The organism is Achromobacter pestifer, from assembly GCF_902859625.1.
In the GTDB taxonomy this organism is placed as follows: Bacteria; Pseudomonadota; Gammaproteobacteria; order Burkholderiales; family Burkholderiaceae_B; genus Achromobacter; species Achromobacter pestifer.
Genome location: NZ_CADIJX010000003.1, coordinates 63,945 through 81,208, shown reverse-complemented (window position 1 = coordinate 81,208; position 17,264 = coordinate 63,945). Strand labels below are relative to the sequence as shown.

Annotated in this window: 16 protein-coding genes; 9 read left to right on the top strand and 7 right to left on the bottom strand. The window is 63.4% G+C overall.

Annotated features, from left to right (window positions below; genetic code table 11):
* The first annotated feature begins 6 nt into the window (after positions 1-6).
* The 6 genes from maiA to HV753_RS12090 are packed head-to-tail and all read left to right on the top strand — an operon-like array spanning position 7 to position 5,872.
* Positions 7-645 carry a maleylacetoacetate isomerase gene (maiA, locus tag HV753_RS12115; RefSeq protein ID WP_175174743.1) on the top strand — a complete coding sequence of 213 codons (639 nt, stop codon included), beginning with the start codon at positions 7-9 and terminating at the stop codon, positions 643-645.
* The gene (locus HV753_RS12110) at positions 642-1,037 is read left to right on the top strand and encodes a chorismate mutase (protein WP_175174742.1); all 396 of its coding nucleotides are present in this window, start codon (positions 642-644) and stop codon (positions 1,035-1,037) included. Before maiA ends, HV753_RS12110 begins: the two co-directional genes overlap by 4 nt.
* Positions 1,030-2,034, top strand: a complete 1,005-nt coding sequence (locus tag HV753_RS12105; RefSeq protein ID WP_175174741.1) for a Bug family tripartite tricarboxylate transporter substrate binding protein — start codon at positions 1,030-1,032, stop codon at positions 2,032-2,034. The genes HV753_RS12110 and HV753_RS12105 overlap by 8 nt, the downstream gene beginning before the upstream one ends.
* Positions 2,035-2,060: 26 nt before the next feature.
* Positions 2,061-3,413 (top strand): FAD-dependent oxidoreductase, encoded by a 1,353-nt coding sequence (locus HV753_RS12100; RefSeq protein WP_175174740.1) that lies wholly within the window; start codon positions 2,061-2,063, stop codon positions 3,411-3,413.
* 22 nt (positions 3,414-3,435) lie between these two features.
* Positions 3,436-4,659, top strand: a complete 1,224-nt coding sequence (locus HV753_RS12095) for a 3-hydroxybenzoate 6-monooxygenase (protein WP_175174739.1) — start codon at positions 3,436-3,438, stop codon at positions 4,657-4,659.
* Between the two features lie 28 nt (positions 4,660-4,687).
* A complete protein-coding gene (locus tag HV753_RS12090; protein ID WP_175174738.1) occupies positions 4,688-5,872 on the top strand; it encodes an ABC transporter substrate-binding protein in 1,185 nt (394 codons plus the stop codon).
* Positions 5,873-5,893: 21 nt separating this feature from the next.
* Here HV753_RS12090 and HV753_RS12085 read toward each other — a convergent pair whose 3' ends face one another.
* From HV753_RS12085 to HV753_RS12060, 6 genes are all read right to left on the bottom strand, one after another.
* Complete coding sequence (locus HV753_RS12085; RefSeq protein WP_175174737.1) at positions 5,894-6,256, bottom strand: glyoxalase superfamily protein; 363 nt, start codon at positions 6,254-6,256, stop codon at positions 5,894-5,896.
* Positions 6,257-7,571: 1,315 nt separating this feature from the next.
* Complete coding sequence (locus HV753_RS12080) at positions 7,572-8,588, bottom strand: Bug family tripartite tricarboxylate transporter substrate binding protein (RefSeq protein ID WP_175175424.1); 1,017 nt, start codon at positions 8,586-8,588, stop codon at positions 7,572-7,574.
* Positions 8,589-8,745: 157 nt separating this feature from the next.
* A complete protein-coding gene (locus HV753_RS12075; protein WP_006216008.1) occupies positions 8,746-9,486 on the bottom strand; it encodes an amino acid ABC transporter ATP-binding protein in 741 nt (246 codons plus the stop codon).
* Positions 9,487-9,546: 60 nt separating this feature from the next.
* Positions 9,547-10,647 carry an amino acid ABC transporter permease gene (locus HV753_RS12070; RefSeq protein ID WP_175174736.1) on the bottom strand — a complete coding sequence of 367 codons (1,101 nt, stop codon included), beginning with the start codon at positions 10,645-10,647 and terminating at the stop codon, positions 9,547-9,549.
* 1 nt (position 10,648) lies between these two features.
* Positions 10,649-11,839, bottom strand: coding sequence for an amino acid ABC transporter permease (locus HV753_RS12065; protein WP_175174735.1), 1,191 nt, complete (start codon positions 11,837-11,839; stop codon positions 10,649-10,651).
* A gap of 129 nt (positions 11,840-11,968) precedes the next feature.
* Positions 11,969-12,985, bottom strand: a complete 1,017-nt coding sequence (locus HV753_RS12060) for an amino acid ABC transporter substrate-binding protein (RefSeq protein ID WP_175174734.1) — start codon at positions 12,983-12,985, stop codon at positions 11,969-11,971.
* A gap of 325 nt (positions 12,986-13,310) precedes the next feature.
* Here HV753_RS12060 and HV753_RS12055 point away from each other — a divergent pair, with 325 nt between their 5' ends.
* The 3 genes from HV753_RS12055 (at position 13,311) to cheD (ending at position 16,051) form a co-directional block, all read left to right on the top strand.
* Positions 13,311-14,072 carry a cell division ATP-binding protein FtsE gene (locus HV753_RS12055; protein ID WP_175174733.1) on the top strand — a complete coding sequence of 254 codons (762 nt, stop codon included), beginning with the start codon at positions 13,311-13,313 and terminating at the stop codon, positions 14,070-14,072.
* Positions 14,069-14,977: a cell division protein FtsX gene (locus HV753_RS12050; protein WP_175174732.1), complete on the top strand. Its 909-nt coding sequence runs from the start codon at positions 14,069-14,071 to the stop codon at positions 14,975-14,977. The genes HV753_RS12055 and HV753_RS12050 overlap by 4 nt, the downstream gene beginning before the upstream one ends.
* Positions 14,978-15,304: 327 nt before the next feature.
* Complete coding sequence (gene cheD / locus HV753_RS12045) at positions 15,305-16,051, top strand: chemoreceptor glutamine deamidase CheD (protein WP_175174731.1); 747 nt, start codon at positions 15,305-15,307, stop codon at positions 16,049-16,051.
* Positions 16,052-16,064: 13 nt separating this feature from the next.
* On the opposite strand, the gene HV753_RS12040 is transcribed toward cheD, so the two are convergent.
* A complete protein-coding gene (locus HV753_RS12040; RefSeq protein WP_175174730.1) occupies positions 16,065-17,021 on the bottom strand; it encodes a GlxA family transcriptional regulator in 957 nt (318 codons plus the stop codon).
* Between the last annotated feature and the right edge of the window lie 243 nt (positions 17,022-17,264).

Genomic DNA, 17,264 nt, shown 5'->3' with positions numbered 1-17,264 from the left:
ACCCGCATGCAACTCCACAGCTTCTTCAACAGTTCCACGTCCTACCGCGTACGCATTGCGCTGGCGCTCAAGGGACTGCCCTACGAATACCTGCCCGTGAACCTGCGCAAGCAGGAACAGCGCGCCACGGACTACGTCGCCAAGAATCCGTCGGCGGGCGTACCGTTGCTGGTTGATGGCGACACCCAGTTGTCGCAGTCGCTTGCCATCATCGACTACCTGGATGCCACCCACCCCGAACCCCGCCTGATCCCTGCCGAAACGCTGGCGCGCGCCCGTGTTCTGGAGCTGTCCGACGCCATCTCCTGCGACATCCATCCCGTCAACAACATGCGCATTCTGCGTTATCTGCAAGACGTGCTGCGCGCCAGCGATGAGCAGAAGAACGCCTGGTACCAGCACTGGATAAAAGAAGGACTGACCGCAGTCGAGGAACTGCTGGCCCGCCATGGGCACGGCCCGTACTGCTTTGGCGATGCCCCTTCGCTTGCCGACTGCTGCCTGGTGCCGCAAGTGGCCAACGCACAACGCATGGGCTGCGACCTGTCCACCTATCCCCGCATCTTGCGGGTTTACGAATACTGCAACGCGCAGCCCGCATTCCAGCAAGCCGCGCCCAGCCGCCAGCCCGACTACATCCAATGACGACGCCCACCCCCATGCAAGAGCCCGATACCCACGGCGCCCCCCTGCGCGAATACACCGACCCCGCCTATCGTCCCCTATGCGCCAACCTGGCCGAGGTGCGCGCCAACATCGACAGGCTGGACGACGAGATCGTACGGCTGATCGCCCAACGCGCCATGTACGTGAAGGATGCCGCGCGCTTCAAGCGCGACAGCTTCCAGGTCAGCGCGCCCGCGCGCCAGGCTCAGGTCTTCGACAAGGTCCGTGCGCTGGCTGAACGCCATAACGCGGGCTTCACCCATCTTGAGCAGGTGGTGGACGCCACCTACCGGGCGATGGTCGCAGCCTTCATCGCCAACGAACAAACCTATTTCGACACGATGAAAAACGTGGGAGACACGCATGCCTAAGTCCTTGCCTCTGGCCCTGGTCCGCCATGCGGCGGCACGCGCCCTGATCTTGGGGCTGGCCGCCACGACGCCGCTTGCGGCTGCGCAGGCCGCCGATACCTGGCCCGCGCAGCCGCTGAAAGCCATCGTGCCCTTCGGGCCAGGTTCCAGCCCTGATCAGGTGGCCCGCATCGTCGGTGAGAAGGCCGGCGCCATCCTTGGCCAGACCATCGTCATCGAGAACAAACCAGGCGCCAGCGGCAATATCGGCACGTTCGCCATCGCCAACGCCAAACCTGACGGCTACACCTTTGGCGTATCGATCACCGGCCCGCTGGTGAACAACACGCTGCTGTTCGACAAACTGCCTTATGCGCCGGCCACCGACCTGTCGCCGCTGACGCTGGCCGTGCACCAGCCCAACGTGCTCGTCGTGCCAGCATCCGCCGGGATCGGCAACGTCGACCAGCTGCTCGACGCGCTGAAGCGGAACCCGGACAAATACAACTTCCCGTCGCCGGGCGCGGGCACCGTGTCGCACCTGGCCGTGGAGCTGCTGCTTCAGCAGATCGGCGCGCGCGCCACGCATGTGCCTTATCCCTCGTCGCCCGCCGCGCTGACGTCATTGCTATCGGGCGATACGCAGTTTGCGGCCTTGCCTCCCATCGCTGTCATGCCGATGGTCAAGGATGGCCGGTTGAAGGCGTTGGCGGTGACGTCGTCCAAACGCTCCGCCCTGCTGCCTGATATTCCGACGCTGGCCGAAGTGGGTGTGCCGGGCATCGAAGGATCGGCGTGGATTGGATTCGTGGTGTCCTCGAAGGTGCCGGCCGATATCCAGAAAAAACTATCCGATGCATTGATCCAGGCCATCCGCGATCCCGAGGTCACCAAGCGATTGCAAGCACAGTTCATGGACCCGGTGGCCAGCACGCCCGCCGAGTTCCGCACCTACATGGACGATGAGCTCACGCGGTGGGCGCCCCTGATCAAGAAGCTGGGCATCAAGGGCCAGTGACAGGCATGCCAAAGAAGGAGATTCACATGGTCATCAACGAACCCGCCCGGCAAGTCCCGCTGTATGGCGAATATGACGTGGTGGTGCTGGGTGGCGGCCCAGCCGGCGTGCTGGCGGCCACCAGCGCCGCGCGCAATGGTGCGCGCGTGCTGCTGGTGGAACGCTATGGCTTTCTCGGCGGCATGGGCACGGCGGCTGGCGTGTCCAACTTTTGCGGGCTGCACGCCAACATCCACGGCGACATCCAGCAAGTGGTCCACGGCATCACCGATGACCTGCTGGGCCGCATGCGCGCCATGGATGGCTTGAATGATCCCCATCTGATCCTGGGCAAGATCCACGCCCAGGCCTATGACATCTCGGCCTTCAAATGCGCGGCCGACGGCCTGGTGCAAGACAGCGGCGCCCAGATACTGTTCCACGCGCTGGCCACCGGCCTGGCACGCGACGAGCAAGGCCGCGTGGATGCGTTGTTCCTGGAAACCAAGTCTGGCCGCTGCGCCGTGCGCGGCAAGGTCTTCATCGATTGCTCAGGCGATGCCGACATCGCGCAATGGGGCGGCTTGCCGTTCGAGAAGGGCGATGCGCACGGCCACATGCTCTATCCCACCTTGATGTTCAAGGTGGGCAACGTGGACGGCGCACGCGCCCAGGAAGCCTGGAAGACCATTCCGCTGTTGATGGACCAGGCGGCAGCCAGCGGTGAATTCACGTTCCCGCGCCGAGGCGCCATCGTGCGTCCACAAAAGCATGACTACGAATGGCGGGTCAACGTCACGCAACTGGCCAACATCGACGGTAGCGCCGCGGACGGCACTGACGCCGGATCCCTATCGGCCGGCGAACTGGAAGGACGCCGCCAGATCATGCAATACCTGGCATTCCTGCGGGCCAAAGTTCCGGGCTTTGAAAATGCCTACGTCCTGGATATCGCACCGCAATTGGGCATCCGCGAAACCCGCCGCATCGTAGGCGAAGCCGTGCTGACGAAGGAACACGTGCTGGGATGCGCCGATTTCACGGACAGCATCGGCGTCAACGGCTGGCCGCTGGAAATGCACACCGCCGGTGACGTGCAATGGATATGGCCGCCCATCCCTGAATCACGCGGCTACAACCAGCTGCCATTCCGCATGATGGTGCCCAAGCGCGGCACAGGCGCCGCGGATAACGTGCTGGTGGCGGGGCGTTGCGCCTCGATGACACACGAAGGCCAGTCGGCCGCGCGCGTCAGCGGCAGCTGCTTCGTCATGGGCGAAGCCGCTGGCACCGCGGCGGCAATGGCGCTGCGGGCCGGCATCGCGCCCGCCGACCTGCCCATTTCAACCTTGCAAGCCCAACTACGGCAACAAGGCGCCTTCCTGGGCGGCCAGGACTGATGAGTTCACGCGGGAAACGACAATGAATGCATCTTCAACGGCCACACAGGCAACGCGCTCCGTCATCGTGGTGGGCGGCGGCATCGGCGGCCTGGCCGCCGCGCTGGCGCTGACTCGGCAAGGCATCGCGGTGCAACTGCTGGAACAGGCCGCGCACATCGGCGAGATCGGCGCCGGCATACAGCTGGGACCCAACGCCTTCGCCGCACTGGATGCGCTGGGCGTGGGTCAGACCGCACGCGCGCGCGCCGTCTTCACCGACCACATCATCATGATGGATGCAGTCGACGCCCGGGAAGTGGTGCGCATCGACACCGGCGACGCCTTCCGCGCACGCTTTGGCGGCCCGTACGCGGTGATCCATCGCGCCGATATCCATCTGTCCATCCTGGAAGCCGTGCAGCAGAACCCGCTGATCCGCTTTCGCACGTCCACCCAGATCGCCAGCATGTCGCAAGACGGACAAGGCGTGGAAGTCGTGGATACGCACGGCAACCGCTATCGGGCGGATGCCGTCGTGGGCGCGGATGGCGTGAAGTCCGTGATCCGTGAACGTACCGTGGGCGACCCCGCGCGCGTGACCGGGCACGTGGTCTACCGAGCCGTCGTCGAACGCGACAACATGCCCGAGGAACTGCGCATCAATGCACCCGTGTTGTGGGCTGGCCCGCATTGCCACCTGGTGCACTACCCGTTGCGCGGCGGCCAGCAATACAACCTGGTCGTCACCTTCCATAGCCGCGAACAAGAGGAATGGGGCGTGCGTGAGGGCAGCAAAGAAGAAGTGCTGTCGTATTTTCAAGGCATCCATCCGCGTCCGCACCAGATGCTGGACCGCCCCACATCCTGGAAACGCTGGGCCACCGCCGACCGCGAACCCGTCGAACATTGGGGCCAAGGCCGGGTCACGCTGCTGGGCGATGCCGCCCATCCCATGACGCAATACATGGCCCAAGGCGCCTGCATGGCGCTGGAAGACGCCGTGACACTCGGCGAAGCGGTGCGCCAATGCGGACACGACCTCGAGGCTGCGTTCCGGCGCTATGAATCGGTGCGCATTCCACGCAGCGCGCGCGTCGTCTGGTCCACCCGCGAGATGGGCCGGCTGTATCACGCACGCGGCGTTGAACGCACCGTGCGCAACATGCTGTGGACCGGCCGCAGCCAGTCCCAGTTCTACGATGCGTTGCAGTGGCTCTATGGCTGGAAGGTGGAGAACTGCCTCGCGGGGCCTATCCCGCAGTAAACAAACCAGGGCACAGGAGGAGACAACCATGAGAAAAATCACAAACCGTACCGCCGCCGCAATCACGCTGGCGCTGGCCGCATGCACGACGTTCCCGGCGATTGCGCAGCAAAAGCCCGTGGACATCGGATTCATCGGCACGCTATCCACGCCCGCCGGCTACATCGGCGAAGACGAGCGCGACGCCTTCATGCTGGCCGTGAAGGAAGGCGGAGGCAAGCTGGGTGGCGTCCCGGTCAACGTGCGCGTCGAAGACGATGCACTCAAACCCGCCAACGCCAAGCAGATCGCCGACAAGATGGTGCAGGATGGCGTGCGCCTGTTCACGGGCGTCAACTTCTCGAACGTCATGGCGGCCGTCGGCCCCACGGTGCTGAACGCTGGCGGCTTCTACGTCAGCTTGAACGCCGGCCCGTCGAACTACGCTGGCAAAGCCTGCAACCCCAATTACTTCGCGGTCGCCTTCCAGAACGACTCTTACGCCGACACTGCCGGCATGGCCGCCAACGAGCTGGGCGCCAAGCGGGTCGTCGTCATGGCCCCCAACTACCAGGCCGGCCGCGACGCCGTGGCTGGCTTCAAGCGCACCTACAAAGGCGAAATTGCCGAAGAGATCTACACCAAGCTGGACCAGTCCGATTTCTCGGTGGAACTGGCCCGCGTTCGATCGCTCAACCCCGACGCCATCTTCCAGTTCCATCCAGGCGGCGCCGGCATCAACCTGACCAAGCAATTCGCCAATTCCGGGCTATCCGACAAGATCAGGATGATCACGCCCATCTACTCGATGGACGAACGCATGCTGGCCGCGACCGGTACTGCGGGCAAAGGCTTCTATCTCAGCTCATTGTGGAGCGCAGACCTGGACAACGCCCAGAACAAGCACTTCGTGGAAGCCTTCACCAAGGCCTATAACCGCGCGCCCACTGCCTATGCCGCACAGGCCTACGACACCGCAAACCTGATCGCCTCGGCCCTGAAAGCCGTCAACGGTGACGTCACCGGCCGCGCCGACGACTTTCGCAACGCCTTGCGCAAAGCCGACTTCCCCACCGTGCGCGGCAAATTCAAGTTCGGCCCCAACCAACACCCGGTCCAAGACTGGTACCTGCTGCACATCGAAGCCGGCCCCGATGGCAAGCTCATCTACAAGAACCAGAAAGTCCTGGCCCGCGACCACACCGACGTGCATGCGGCCGACTGCAAGATGTAGCCAAGACGCTGGCGCAAGCGCCTAATCCTGGCTTTCGCAAAAGCTCAGGCGGTTGCCGAACGGATCGGTAACCGCCAGCACCCGTCCCCAAGGCGCGTCTTCGATACCTGGCCGCATATAGCCGTATTGCGTGGCGCTGAGTTCGGCGTGATACGCATCCACGCCCTGCATCCGCACGAATATTGCCGACCCGGGCGTGGCATCGCCATGGTGTTCGCTGAGATGCAGCACCAGATCCCCTCGATGCACCTGCGCATACAACGGGAAGCCCGCCTCGAAGCGATGTTCCCAGTCCCATGAGAACCCCAAGTAATCCAGATAGAACTCGCGCGCCTTCTCCACCGAGAAGATGCGGAATATGGGAATGGCGGGAGAGAGTTTCATGAAGGGGCCTTGGTGAAATGCATGGATGTCACAGCATAATCCTCGGGTGGAGAATGGCGGGGATGATGGGTTGCGCGCGATGGGCGTCCGTGTTCAGGTGATGATCCCAGCGCGCTTCACCCATCCTACAGGGACGGGCAGCGCCTCGACGCAAGACACCGCGTAAGCTGCGCAAGGCCGCCCGCGCGGCCGCCGCGAAGCGGGCATCGAAAGATCTTCCGCCACCACGCAACCGGTGACCAATACCCTACGCACAAGGCTCGCCCCAGCGGACGCAAGATTGCCGCTGACGGAGCACGTCGCGTCGGTGGCCTGGGGTGCGCGGGGAGTCGGCAAGCCCAAGGGAATCCGTAGGGAGCCGAAGGCGTACGAGGATGACGCAGGGGAAGCCCGGAGCGAACGCTCCGGGCCGCAGCCGTTGACCCGGGCACCCCAGGCCGCCGACGTGGCGGGCGCCTAAAGAACTCAATAAAACGGCCAAAGGAACATCATCCGGGGCGTCTGAAGAAATCGATCAAACCCACGGAGAAACATCGTCCGGCGTGATGCAGAGGTGATGGGTTGCGCGCGATGGGCGTCCGCGTATATGTGATGATCCCAGCGCGCTACACCCATCCTACAGGGACGGGCAGCGCCTCGACGCAAGACACCGCGTAAGCTGCGCAAGGCCGCCCGCGCGGCCGCCGCGAAGCGGGCATCGAAAGATCTTCCGCCACCACGCAACCGGTGACCAATACCCTACGCACAAGGCTCGCCCCAGCGGACGCAAGATTGCCGCTGACGGAGCACGTCGCGTCGGTGGCCTGGGGTGCGCGGGGAGTCGGCAAGCCCAAGGGAATCCGTAGGGAGCCGAAGGCGTACGAGGATGACGCAGGGGAAGCCCGGAGCGAACGCTCCGGGCCGCAGTCGTTGACCCGGGCACCCCAGGCCGCCGACGCGACGGGCGGTTGAAGAACTTAATCAAACGGCAGGAGGAACATCGTCCGGAGCGTCTGAAGAACTCAATCAAACGGCCAGCGGAACATCGTCCGGGGCGGTTGAAGAACTCAATCAAACGGCAGGAGGAACATCGTCCGAGGCGTCTGAAAAAATCAATCAAACGGCCAGAGGAACATCGTCCGGGCGTCTGAAGAACTCAGTCAAACGCACGGAGAAACATCGTCCGGCGTGATGCAGAGATGATGGGTTGCGCGCGGTGGGCGTCCGCGTACGTGTGACGATCCCAGCGCGCTTCACCCATCCTACGAGGACAGGCAGAGATCCGAGCCCCTGGCGCGATGGGCGGAAGAACTCAATCCAACGCCCATCAACACACTCAATTCAAACTAGCCCCGGAAATCTTGACGATTTCCTGATACTTCGTCTTCTCGTTCTTGACGAATTCGGCAAACGCCTCAGGCGTCATCGGCCCCGCCTCTGAACCCATGGTCAGCAGACGTTGCTTCACGTCCGGCTGCTGCATCGCGTCGGCATAGGCCTTGTTCAGCTTCGCCACCACCGGTGCGGGCGTGCCGCCCGTGGTGAAGACGCCGAACCAGGTGCCCAGGTCAAAGCCCTTGATGCCCGATTCCTCAACCGTCGGCACATCCGACAACAAAGACGAACGCTTGGCCGTCGTGACGGCCAGCGCCTTGACCTTGCCGTCCTTGATCAACGGAGCAGAAGCCGCCAGGTTGTCGAACATGAAATCCGACTGGCCCGACAACAAAGCCAATTGCGCAGGCGCCGCGCCTTGATACGGAATGTGCTCGACGCTGATGCCGGCACGCGCCTTCAACAACTCACCCGACAGATGGCCCGCGCTGCCGTTGCCGCCCGAACCGTAATTCAGCTTGCCCGGATTCTTCTTCGCGTACTCGATCAAATCAGCCAGCGACTTGATGTTGTTCTTCTCGGCGAACTCCACATTCATCACCAGCACATTCGGCACCGACGCCACGATCGTGACCGGTGCGAAATCCTTCACCGGGTCATACGGCAGGTTGGCGAACAGCCACGGATTGATCGCGTGCGTGGCCACCGCGCCCATCACCAGCGTATAGCCATCAGCCGGCGCCTTGGCCACCAGATCGGCGCCGATATTGCCGCCCGCGCCCGAACGGTTTTCAACAATCACGGCCTGGCCGAGCGAACCACGCACCTTTTCAGCCAGCATGCGGGCCATGGTGTCCAGCGGGCCGCCAGGCGGGTAAGGCACGACGAAGCGGATCGGCTTGGACGGGAAATCAGTGGCTTGCGCCAGCGCGGGCGCGGCGAACGGCAAGGTGGCGGCAAGCGCCACGGCGCCTTGCAACAAGGCGCGGCGGACGGCGCTGCGGGGGGCTTTGGTCATCATGTTTTTCTCCTCACTCTGGATCAATAGCGGTCAGTAGCATACCGCAGCGAGCAGATCGGCGTAACAAAGGGATACCGGCCCCGATCCACCGGAATTCACCGGATTGACGCCTGCGAGGCCCAAAGAAAAACCGCCCGAAGGCGGCTTGGAGGGATCAGTGCAGGATCTGACTCAAGAACAGCTGGGTCCGTTCGTTCTGCGGATTATCGAAGAACTCGTCGGGCGTGTTCTGCTCGATGATCTCGCCACGATCCATGAAAATCACACGGTTGGCGACCTTGCGCGCGAAGCCCATTTCGTGGGTCACGCAGATCATCGTCATGCCGCTTTCCTGGGCCAGCGTCACCATCACGTCCAGCACTTCCTTGACCATTTCCGGGTCCAGCGCGGACGTCGGCTCATCAAACAGCATGATCTTGGGGCTCATGCACAAGGACCGCGCAATGGCCACGCGCTGCTGCTGCCCACCCGACAACTGGCCGGGGAATTTCTTGGCCTGATCAGGGATGCGCACGCGCTCCAGATACTTCATGGCCGTCGCTTCGGCTTCCGCGCGCGGCTTCTTCAGCACCCACATGGGCCCGAGCGTCAGGTTTTCCAGCACCGTCAGGTGCGGGAACAGGTTGAAGTGCTGGAACACCATGCCAACGTCCTTGCGGATCGTCTCGATGTGCTTCAGGTCATTGGTGAGCTCCGTGCCGTCCACGATGATGTGGCCTTTCTGGTGCTCTTCCAAACGGTTGATGCAGCGGATCATGGTGGACTTGCCCGACCCCGAGGGGCCGCACACCACGATGCGCTCGCCTGGCGCCACGTCCAGGTTGATGTTGCGCAACACGTGGAACTGGCCGTACCACTTGTTCACGTCCTGCAAACGAATAATGGCATCCGACATGCCTGTACTCCCGTAAATATCGCTGTGCGCGCCCGCCTGGCGGCGGACGCGCGGCATTGGCTAGCGTTTGTGATCAGTCGCAAGACGTTTTTCAAGCGCCTGACTGTACTTGGACATGGAAAAGCAGAACACGAAGTAGATCAGCGAGATGAACAGATACGCCTCTACGCCGAATCCGCGCCATGCCGCATCGGACAAGGCTGCCTTGGCCGCCAATGTCAGGTCGAAGATACCGATGATGACCACCAGCGACGTGTCCTTGAACAGCGCGATGAAGATGCTGACCAACGGCGGAATCACGATCTTCAGCGCCTGCGGCAAAATGATCTTGCGCATCTGCTGCCAGTAATTCAGGCCCAGCGAATCCGCGCCTTCATACTGCCCCTTCGGGATGGCTTGCAAACCACCGCGCACCGTCTCCGCGATGTAGGCCGCCGCGAACATGATGATGGCGATCTGCGCGCGCAACAGCTTGTCGATGGTGAAGCCTTCCGGCAGGAACAAGGGCAACATCACCGACGACATGAAGAGCAGGCTGATCAGCGGCACGCCACGGATCAGCTCGATGTACACGACACACAGCGCCTTGATGGCAGGCATCTTCGAGCGCCGGCCCAGGGCCAGCAGCACGCCGATGGGGAACGCGAAGGCGATGCCGAACGTGGACAGGATCAGCGTCAGCGGCAAACCGCCCCAACGCGCGTTTTCCACGTAGCTCAGGCCGAACACGCCGCCCCACATCAACAGCGCCACGGCCGTCAGGCCCACCGTCCAGATGGCGGCCAGCTTCCAGTTCCAGAAGTAGCGGATGCCGCTGCATACGATCACCGCCACCAGGATGACGGTGGCGATCAGCGGACGCCATTGCTCATCGAAAGGATAGGTGCCAAACAGGATCAGCCGGTGCTTCTCGATGATGAACGCCCAGCAGGCGCCCCCCGAGGCCCGGCATTCCTGGGCGTTGGCCGCGTTGAAATCGGCTTTGATGAAGGCCCATTCGACCAGCGCCGGCACCGCCATCAGCAGGAACCACGCAAGCAGTACCGTGATGAGGATGTTCAGCGGCGACGAGAACAGGCGAGACCGGAGCCAGGGCCATGCACCCACGTGGGTGCTGGGCGGCGGTAGGCCTTCGCTGGGGGTATGCGTAGTGCTGCTCATCTCAACGCTCCACCAGCGCGATGCGCTTGTTGTACCAGTTCATGAATATCGAGATCGACAGGCTGACCGTCAGGTACGCGCCCATGATGATGAGAATGCCCTCGATGGCCTGGCCCGTCTGGTTCAAGGTGGTGTTCACCACCGACACGATGTCCGGATAGCCGATGGCGACCGCCAGCGAACTATTCTTCGTCAGATTCAGATACTGGCTGGTCATCGGGGGAATGATCACGCGCAGCGCCTGCGGCAAAATCACCAGGCGCAGCACTTTCGCGCGCGGCAGTCCCAGCGACCCGGCGGCTTCCCACTGGCCGCTATTGACTGCCTGGATGCCCGACCGCACCACTTCGGCGATGAACGCCGACGTGTAGATCACCAGCCCCGCCAGCAATGCGGCGAATTCCGGCGACAGCGTCAGTCCGCCCGAGAAGTTGAAACCCTTGAGTTCCGGCATGTCCAGCGTCAGCGACGCGCCGCTGACCAGCCAGCCGATGACCGGCAGCCCGATCAACAGGGCAATCGCCCAACGGCCCAGCGGGAACATGTGGCCGGTGGCCTCATGGCGCTTCTTGCCGTAGTGGCCCAGGAAGATGATGGCCACGATGGCCAGTCCCAGTCCGGCCAGCATCCAGTCCAGCGAATTGCCTTCCAGCCCGGGCACTTTCAAGCCACGGTTGGAAATGAAGACGCCCGGCAGCGGGTTGTGCGCCTGGCGCGGACCCGGCATGTTTTCCGTGATCAGCGCGTACCAGAAGAACAGTTGGAGCAGCAGCGGCACGTTGCGCATCACTTCGACGTACACCGAAGTGATCTTCGCAACCAGCCAGTTCTTGGACAGGCGGCCGATGCCGATCAGCGTGCCAAGAATGGTGGCCACCACGATGCCGATGACGGCAACGCGCAAGGTGTTCAGCAAGCCGACCAGGATGGCCCGGCCGTAATCGTTTGCGGGGGTGTAGGCGATGGGCGTTTCGCCGATCGCGAACCCGGCCTCACGGTTCAAGAACCCGAAGCCCGTGGCGATGTTGCGCACGGACAGGTTGTGAAGCGTGTTGGAAACCAGGAACCACACGGCCCAGGCAACCGCAGCCAGCGCAAGCACCTGGTAGACCACGGAGCGCACGCCGGGGTCATTCCAGTTCAGCCGCCGGCGGGGCGCCGAAATTGGGGCGTTTTTATTGGAAGTCGTCATGTTGAATCTACAGAAGTCGTACACCGGGTGGCAACGCCGGCAAGGCCACGCCCCCCACTCCTGCCGCCCGCTCTATGGCGGGCTAGGCAAAACGGAGCCCAAGGCTCCGTTTTGCCAGGCAGCCGTGTGTTAGCGCACCGGCCAGCCGTACATCAAACCGCCCTGCTTGTACGATGCGTTCAAACCACGCTCCAGCTTCATCGCGCTGTTCTTGCCCAGCGTGCTTTCGAAGCTTTCACCGTAATTGCCGACGTTCTTGATGATGTTGTAGGCCCACTTGTCATCCACGCCCAGGTTCTTGCCCATGCCCGGCGTCACGCCCAGGATGCGCTGGATGTTGGGATTGGGGCTCTTGAGCATCTCTTCGACGTTGGCCTTGGTAAGACCGTATTCCTCGGCTTCCAACATGGCATTCAGCGACCAGCGGACCACGTTGAACCATTGCTCATCGCCCTGGCGGACCATGGGGCCCAGCGGCTCCTTGGAGAAGTCTTCCGGCAGGATGACGAACTTGTCCGGATTCTCAAGCGTGGTGCGGGTGGAGGCCAGTTGCGACTTGTCGGTCGTGAAGGCGTCGCAGCGGCCGGCCGAGAAGGCGCGGATGATTTCGTCGTACTTGTCGATCACGACAGGCTTGAATTCGATCTTCTGGCCACGGAACCAGTCAGCCAGGTTCAGTTCGGTGGTGGTGCCCGGCTGCACGCAGATGGTGGCGCCGTTCAGTTCCTTGGCGCTCTTGACGTTCAGGTCCTTGGAGACCATGACGCCCTGGCTGTCGTAGTAGTTCACGCCCACGCCGATCAGGCCCAGCGTCGTGTCGCGGGTCAGCGTCACGGTGGTGTTGCGGGTCAGCACATCGACTTCGCCGGATTGCAGCGCGGTGAAGCGTTGCTGCGTGTTCAGCGGCGTGAATTTGACCTTGGTGGCGTCGCCGAACATGGTCGAGGCGATGGCGCGGCACAGGTCCACGTCGATACCCTTGTATTCGCCCTTGCTGTCAGCGATCGAGAAACCCGGAATACCCGTCGAAACCCCGCATTGAACAAACCCTTTCTTCTTGACGTTATCGAAGGTCGCGCCCGCATTGGCAGCCGCGGATGCAGCGAACAATGCCGCGCCAATAGCAGCGAGTTTCAGTACTTTCATCGTGATCTCCGTGTGGGATAAAGCGAGCCTTGCGCGGGCCGGGTTGGGCCGACGCATGGGGCGGATGGTAGCGTCCGCGCAGCAGGCGGCGCATCCGGGAATTCCCTTGAAATATAGGGACACTGGCGAAATCAAACGATGTTTTTGATCAAAAACGGGGACGTGTTTTAGCGATTCGGATTCGTCAAAGGACCCATTCATTTCGTTCGGACGAAAACGTGTCCGGCCGGTCACATGGATACGCTTTTTCACAGGCCAGTCACCAACAGGCTTAGGCCACCTTACTGTCCCCGAGTTACTATTGCGGCTTCATCTGACAGCCGCCATGATCGAATTCCAGCACGTATTCAAATCGTATGGTCGCGGCCGCAATATTCTGGCCGACATCAACTTCCGCGTCAGCGCGGGAGAATTCGTTTTCGTATCGGGGCCGTCCGGCGCCGGTAAATCCACGCTGCTCAAGCTGATTGGCGGGCTGGAGCCCGCCAGCCGGGGATCCATCCAGGTCAACGGTCAGCGGCTGGACAAGCTGCCCTCGCGCGCCCGGCCCTATCTGCGCCGCGCGGTGGGCGTCATCCTGCAAGACACCCATCTGTTGTTCGATCGAAGCGCGTTTGAAAACGTGATGCTGCCGCTGGCCGTCCAGGGGCATCCCTGGGATTCGGCCGCCGCCCGCGCCCGCGCCGCGCTGGACAAGGTGGGTTTGTCGGGCAAGGAAGACATGAACCCCATCGAGCTGTCCGGCGGCGAACAACAGCGCCTGGCGATCGCGCGGGCCATCGTGAACCGGCCCGCCATCCTGATCGCGGACGAACCCACCGCCAACCTTGACCACGACAACGCGCAACGCATCATGAATGTGTTCCGCGACTTCAACCGCGTCGGCGTGACCACGCTGATCGCCTCGCACGACCAGGACCTGATGGCGCGCTATGCCACGCGCACCTTGCGCATCGACCCGGGCAAATTCGCTGACTCCAACGGCACCCAAACCCCGCCCGACGCCGGGCAGCCCCAGGGCGCCCCGGCCCGCACGGGCAGCGGCCGCGCCGAGCCTGGCCTGGGCCATCCGGGAGAATCGGCATGAACGCCTGGTTGCGGCAACACCGCTATGCGCTCATGGTCACCCTGCGCCGGCTGGCCAAGCAGCCGTTCTCCTCGCTGGCGAACCTGCTGGTCATGGCGCTGGCCCTGGCGCTGCCACTACTGGGCAGCGCCATCCTGGTGTCGGTTCAGCCAGTCGCGCGCCAGATGTCCGTCACGCCCGAAGTGACCGTGTTCATGCGCGTGGACGCCCCTGCCGGCGCCGCCGCAGACGTGGCCAAGCGCATCCAGGACGAATATCAGCAAGACGTGCGCGCCGTGCGTGTGGTGGGGCGCGACGCTGCGTTGGCCGACCTGCGCGCCAACCCCGCCTGGCAACAGGCGCTGGCCGTCCTGCCGGGCAACCCGCTGCCCGATGCGGTGGTCGTGACGCTGGCTGACGGCGACAATCTTGCCGGACGCGCCGACAAGCTGGCCGGGGCCTGGAAGCAATGGAACCACGTGGACTTGGTGCAGTTGGACAGCGCCTGGGTGCAACGCCTGGAGGCCATCCTGAGATTCGCCCGTATCGGCCTGGGTTTCCTGGCTATCTGCGTGGCGGTCGTGGTGCTGGCCACGGTGTTCAACACCGTGCGCATGCAAGCGCTGTCGCAACGCGAGGAAATCGGTGTTGCCCGCCTGGTAGGCGCCACCGAATCCTTCGTGCGCCGGCCCTTCCTCTATCTGGGAGCGCTGTCAGGCGCGGTGGCCTCGCTGCTGGCCATCGGCGTGGCCGCCATCGCGTTGTCGCCGTTGAACGACGCCCTGCTGGGGCTGGCCCGCAGCTATGGCGCGGAATTCGCCTTGCATCTGCCCGGCGCATCGGTGCTGATCGCCGCCGTGGTCGCCTCCGCGGCCTTGGGCGCGCTGTCGGCCCGCTGGTCGGTCACCCGCAGCACGCGCTTCTAAACCTGCCCAGCATTGACCGCCCGGGTCCGGACGCTGCGCGTCCCGGACCCTGCGCGAACCGCCCGCCGCACGCCTTCACGCCTAAAGCCACGTATGAAGCCCGATCCTCCCCGTGATCCGGGGAAAGGCTTTCCGCGCCCCGGGCTACGATGAAAGAGCGTTAAAAATCAGGGACGTATCTAATTGTGGCCGTTACAAGCATTTCTCCCGTTGTAAGCTGGGATATGCAAGAATAAAGCGACATTTTTTTACACTTTTTGAAACATTCATTGTTTTACCGAGCGCCGTCCGTCGTGTCCCAATTGCTGTCCTTATCCCTTAAGTCCCATGGTCGCCCGTCTTGAAGCCCGTGCAACGCGCCATTATTTCGATAGCGCGTTCCAATGTCAGGCGGTGAAAGTACTCCCCAACGAGTACTACGTCACCGACGAAGACCTGATGATCTCGACCGTACTCGGGTCGTGTGTCGCCGCCTGCATCCACGATCCGGTCAACGGCGTGGGCGGCATGAATCATTTCATGTTGCCGGAAGGCGACATGCAGTCGCCCGCCTCGGCCACGATGCGCTATGGCGCCTTCGCCATGGAAGTGCTGATCAACGAATTGCTCAAGGCGGGCGCCGTGCGCGACCGCCTGGAAGCCAAGGTATTCGGCGGCGGCGCGGTGCTTAGCGCCATGCAGCAGATGAACATCGGCGAACGCAACGGCCAATTCGTCCTGAACTACCTGAAGACCGAGGGCATTCCCGTCAAGGCGCAAGACCTGGGCGACGTGCATGCGCGCCGCATCAATTATTTCCCGCGCGACGGCCGGGTGATGGTGCGCAAGATGGCCCCGCACCATCAACGCGCCGAAGAAATCATTGCCAAGCGCGAACAGGCCGCGGCACAAAGCGTGCAGGCCAAGACGCAAAGCCCGCCCCGCGTCGAACGCTTCAGCCGGCCTGGGGTGGAGCGCTTTGATCGACCCGCGCGACCCGGCGTGGAACGCTTTGACCGACCGGCCCGCCCCGGTGTCGAACGCTTCGACACCGCGCTTGGCCGCCTGCGCAAATCGGAAACCACCGATAGTTAAGCGCCGCGCCGCGTCAGAACCCGAAACTGGCGCGGTACTGGCTGGGCGACACGCCCAGCCGGCGTGTGAATACCTCGCGCAGATGGCGTGCGTCGCGAAAGCCGCATTCGTAGGCAATGGTTTTCAGCGGCCGCGCTTCGCGTTCCAGACGGCCACGCGCCGCGTCCACCCGCACGCGCTCGACGAATTCGGCCGGCGTCACCCCGGCGTCGCGCAGGAATACCCGTGAAAAATTGCGCCGGCTCATGTTGGCGACGGCCGCCAGCGCGGCCAGGCCCAGATCCGCATCCAGATGACTCAGCACATGGTGCTGCACTTGCGCCACGGCTGACGTCTCTTCCACGAACGGCGTCAGGAACGGGCTGAACTGCGATTGCCCGCCCGCGCGTTGCGTGAACACCACCAGCCGCTTGGCCACATTCAAGGCGACCTCCGGCCCGGCATCCTGCGTCAACAGATACAGCGCCAGGTCGATGCCCGCGGTCACGCCCGCCGACGTATGCAGCCGGCCGTCCTGCACATACAAGCGATCTGCCTCGACCCGCAGCGCGGGATAACGCGCCGCAAGCGCCGGCGCGTCATTCCAATGCGTGGTGACAGTGGCATCTTGCAGCAGGCCCGCCCGCGCCAGCAGGAAGGTGCCGTTGCAAATCGACCCATAGCGCGACGCCCGTCCACACATCGCGCGCAGCCAGGCCAGCGCATCGTCGGGCTCAAGCTGTCCGGGCAAGGCGGGGCCGCCCGCCACCAGCAACAGATCGGGCGGATCTGTCACGTCCGCATAGTGACGCTGCGGCAGGAGCGCCATGCCGTTGGAACAAGGCACCGCGCCCCGAGTCAGCCCAATCAGTTCCAGCTGGTAGTGCTGTGCCGGCAACAGGAAACGATTGGCTTCGGCGAAGACGTCCAGCGGGCCACTGACGTCCAACGCTTGCACCCCGGGGAAGACGACGATGGCAACGGTTTTCATGGCTGGGCGGCAGGCGCCGGATGGCAATACGCTACCTTAGCCGACCCCAGGGGCGGCCGCGCAACCGCAGGGGGACCTGGCCCGAAAGCGCGGCATCGCGGCCCGAATGCCCCCCTTTGCGCCGCGTGGCCGTCAACCGCGCCAGCCTGGCGCGATTCCGCTCTTCTTGGCACGCGACCGCTGCCCATCCTGGCGGCAAGATTCCCCTCTCTGGCCCGGCATGCCGCCGCGCCGCGTTACAGG

Excerpts from the sequence above, each read along its gene's own strand:
- maiA (WP_175174743.1), top strand. The coding sequence starts at position 7 with ATGCAACTCCACAGCTTCTTCAACAGTTCCACGTCCTACCGCGTACGC.
- HV753_RS12110 (WP_175174742.1), top strand. The coding sequence starts at position 642 with ATGACGACGCCCACCCCCATGCAAGAGCCCGATACCCACGGCGCCCCC.
- HV753_RS12105 (WP_175174741.1), top strand. The coding sequence starts at position 1,030 with ATGCCTAAGTCCTTGCCTCTGGCCCTGGTCCGCCATGCGGCGGCACGC.
- HV753_RS12100 (WP_175174740.1), top strand. The coding sequence starts at position 2,061 with ATGGTCATCAACGAACCCGCCCGGCAAGTCCCGCTGTATGGCGAATAT.
- HV753_RS12095 (WP_175174739.1), top strand. The coding sequence starts at position 3,436 with ATGAATGCATCTTCAACGGCCACACAGGCAACGCGCTCCGTCATCGTG.
- HV753_RS12090 (WP_175174738.1), top strand. The coding sequence starts at position 4,688 with ATGAGAAAAATCACAAACCGTACCGCCGCCGCAATCACGCTGGCGCTG.
- HV753_RS12085 (WP_175174737.1), bottom strand. The coding sequence starts at position 6,256 with ATGAAACTCTCTCCCGCCATTCCCATATTCCGCATCTTCTCGGTGGAG.
- HV753_RS12080 (WP_175175424.1), bottom strand. The coding sequence starts at position 8,588 with ATGACCAAAGCCCCCCGCAGCGCCGTCCGCCGCGCCTTGTTGCAAGGC.
- HV753_RS12075 (WP_006216008.1), bottom strand. The coding sequence starts at position 9,486 with ATGTCGGATGCCATTATTCGTTTGCAGGACGTGAACAAGTGGTACGGC.
- HV753_RS12070 (WP_175174736.1), bottom strand. The coding sequence starts at position 10,647 with ATGAGCAGCACTACGCATACCCCCAGCGAAGGCCTACCGCCGCCCAGC.
- HV753_RS12065 (WP_175174735.1), bottom strand. The coding sequence starts at position 11,839 with ATGACGACTTCCAATAAAAACGCCCCAATTTCGGCGCCCCGCCGGCGG.
- HV753_RS12060 (WP_175174734.1), bottom strand. The coding sequence starts at position 12,985 with ATGAAAGTACTGAAACTCGCTGCTATTGGCGCGGCATTGTTCGCTGCA.
- HV753_RS12055 (WP_175174733.1), top strand. The coding sequence starts at position 13,311 with ATGATCGAATTCCAGCACGTATTCAAATCGTATGGTCGCGGCCGCAAT.
- HV753_RS12050 (WP_175174732.1), top strand. The coding sequence starts at position 14,069 with ATGAACGCCTGGTTGCGGCAACACCGCTATGCGCTCATGGTCACCCTG.
- cheD (WP_175174731.1), top strand. The coding sequence starts at position 15,305 with ATGGTCGCCCGTCTTGAAGCCCGTGCAACGCGCCATTATTTCGATAGC.
- HV753_RS12040 (WP_175174730.1), bottom strand. The coding sequence starts at position 17,021 with ATGAAAACCGTTGCCATCGTCGTCTTCCCCGGGGTGCAAGCGTTGGAC.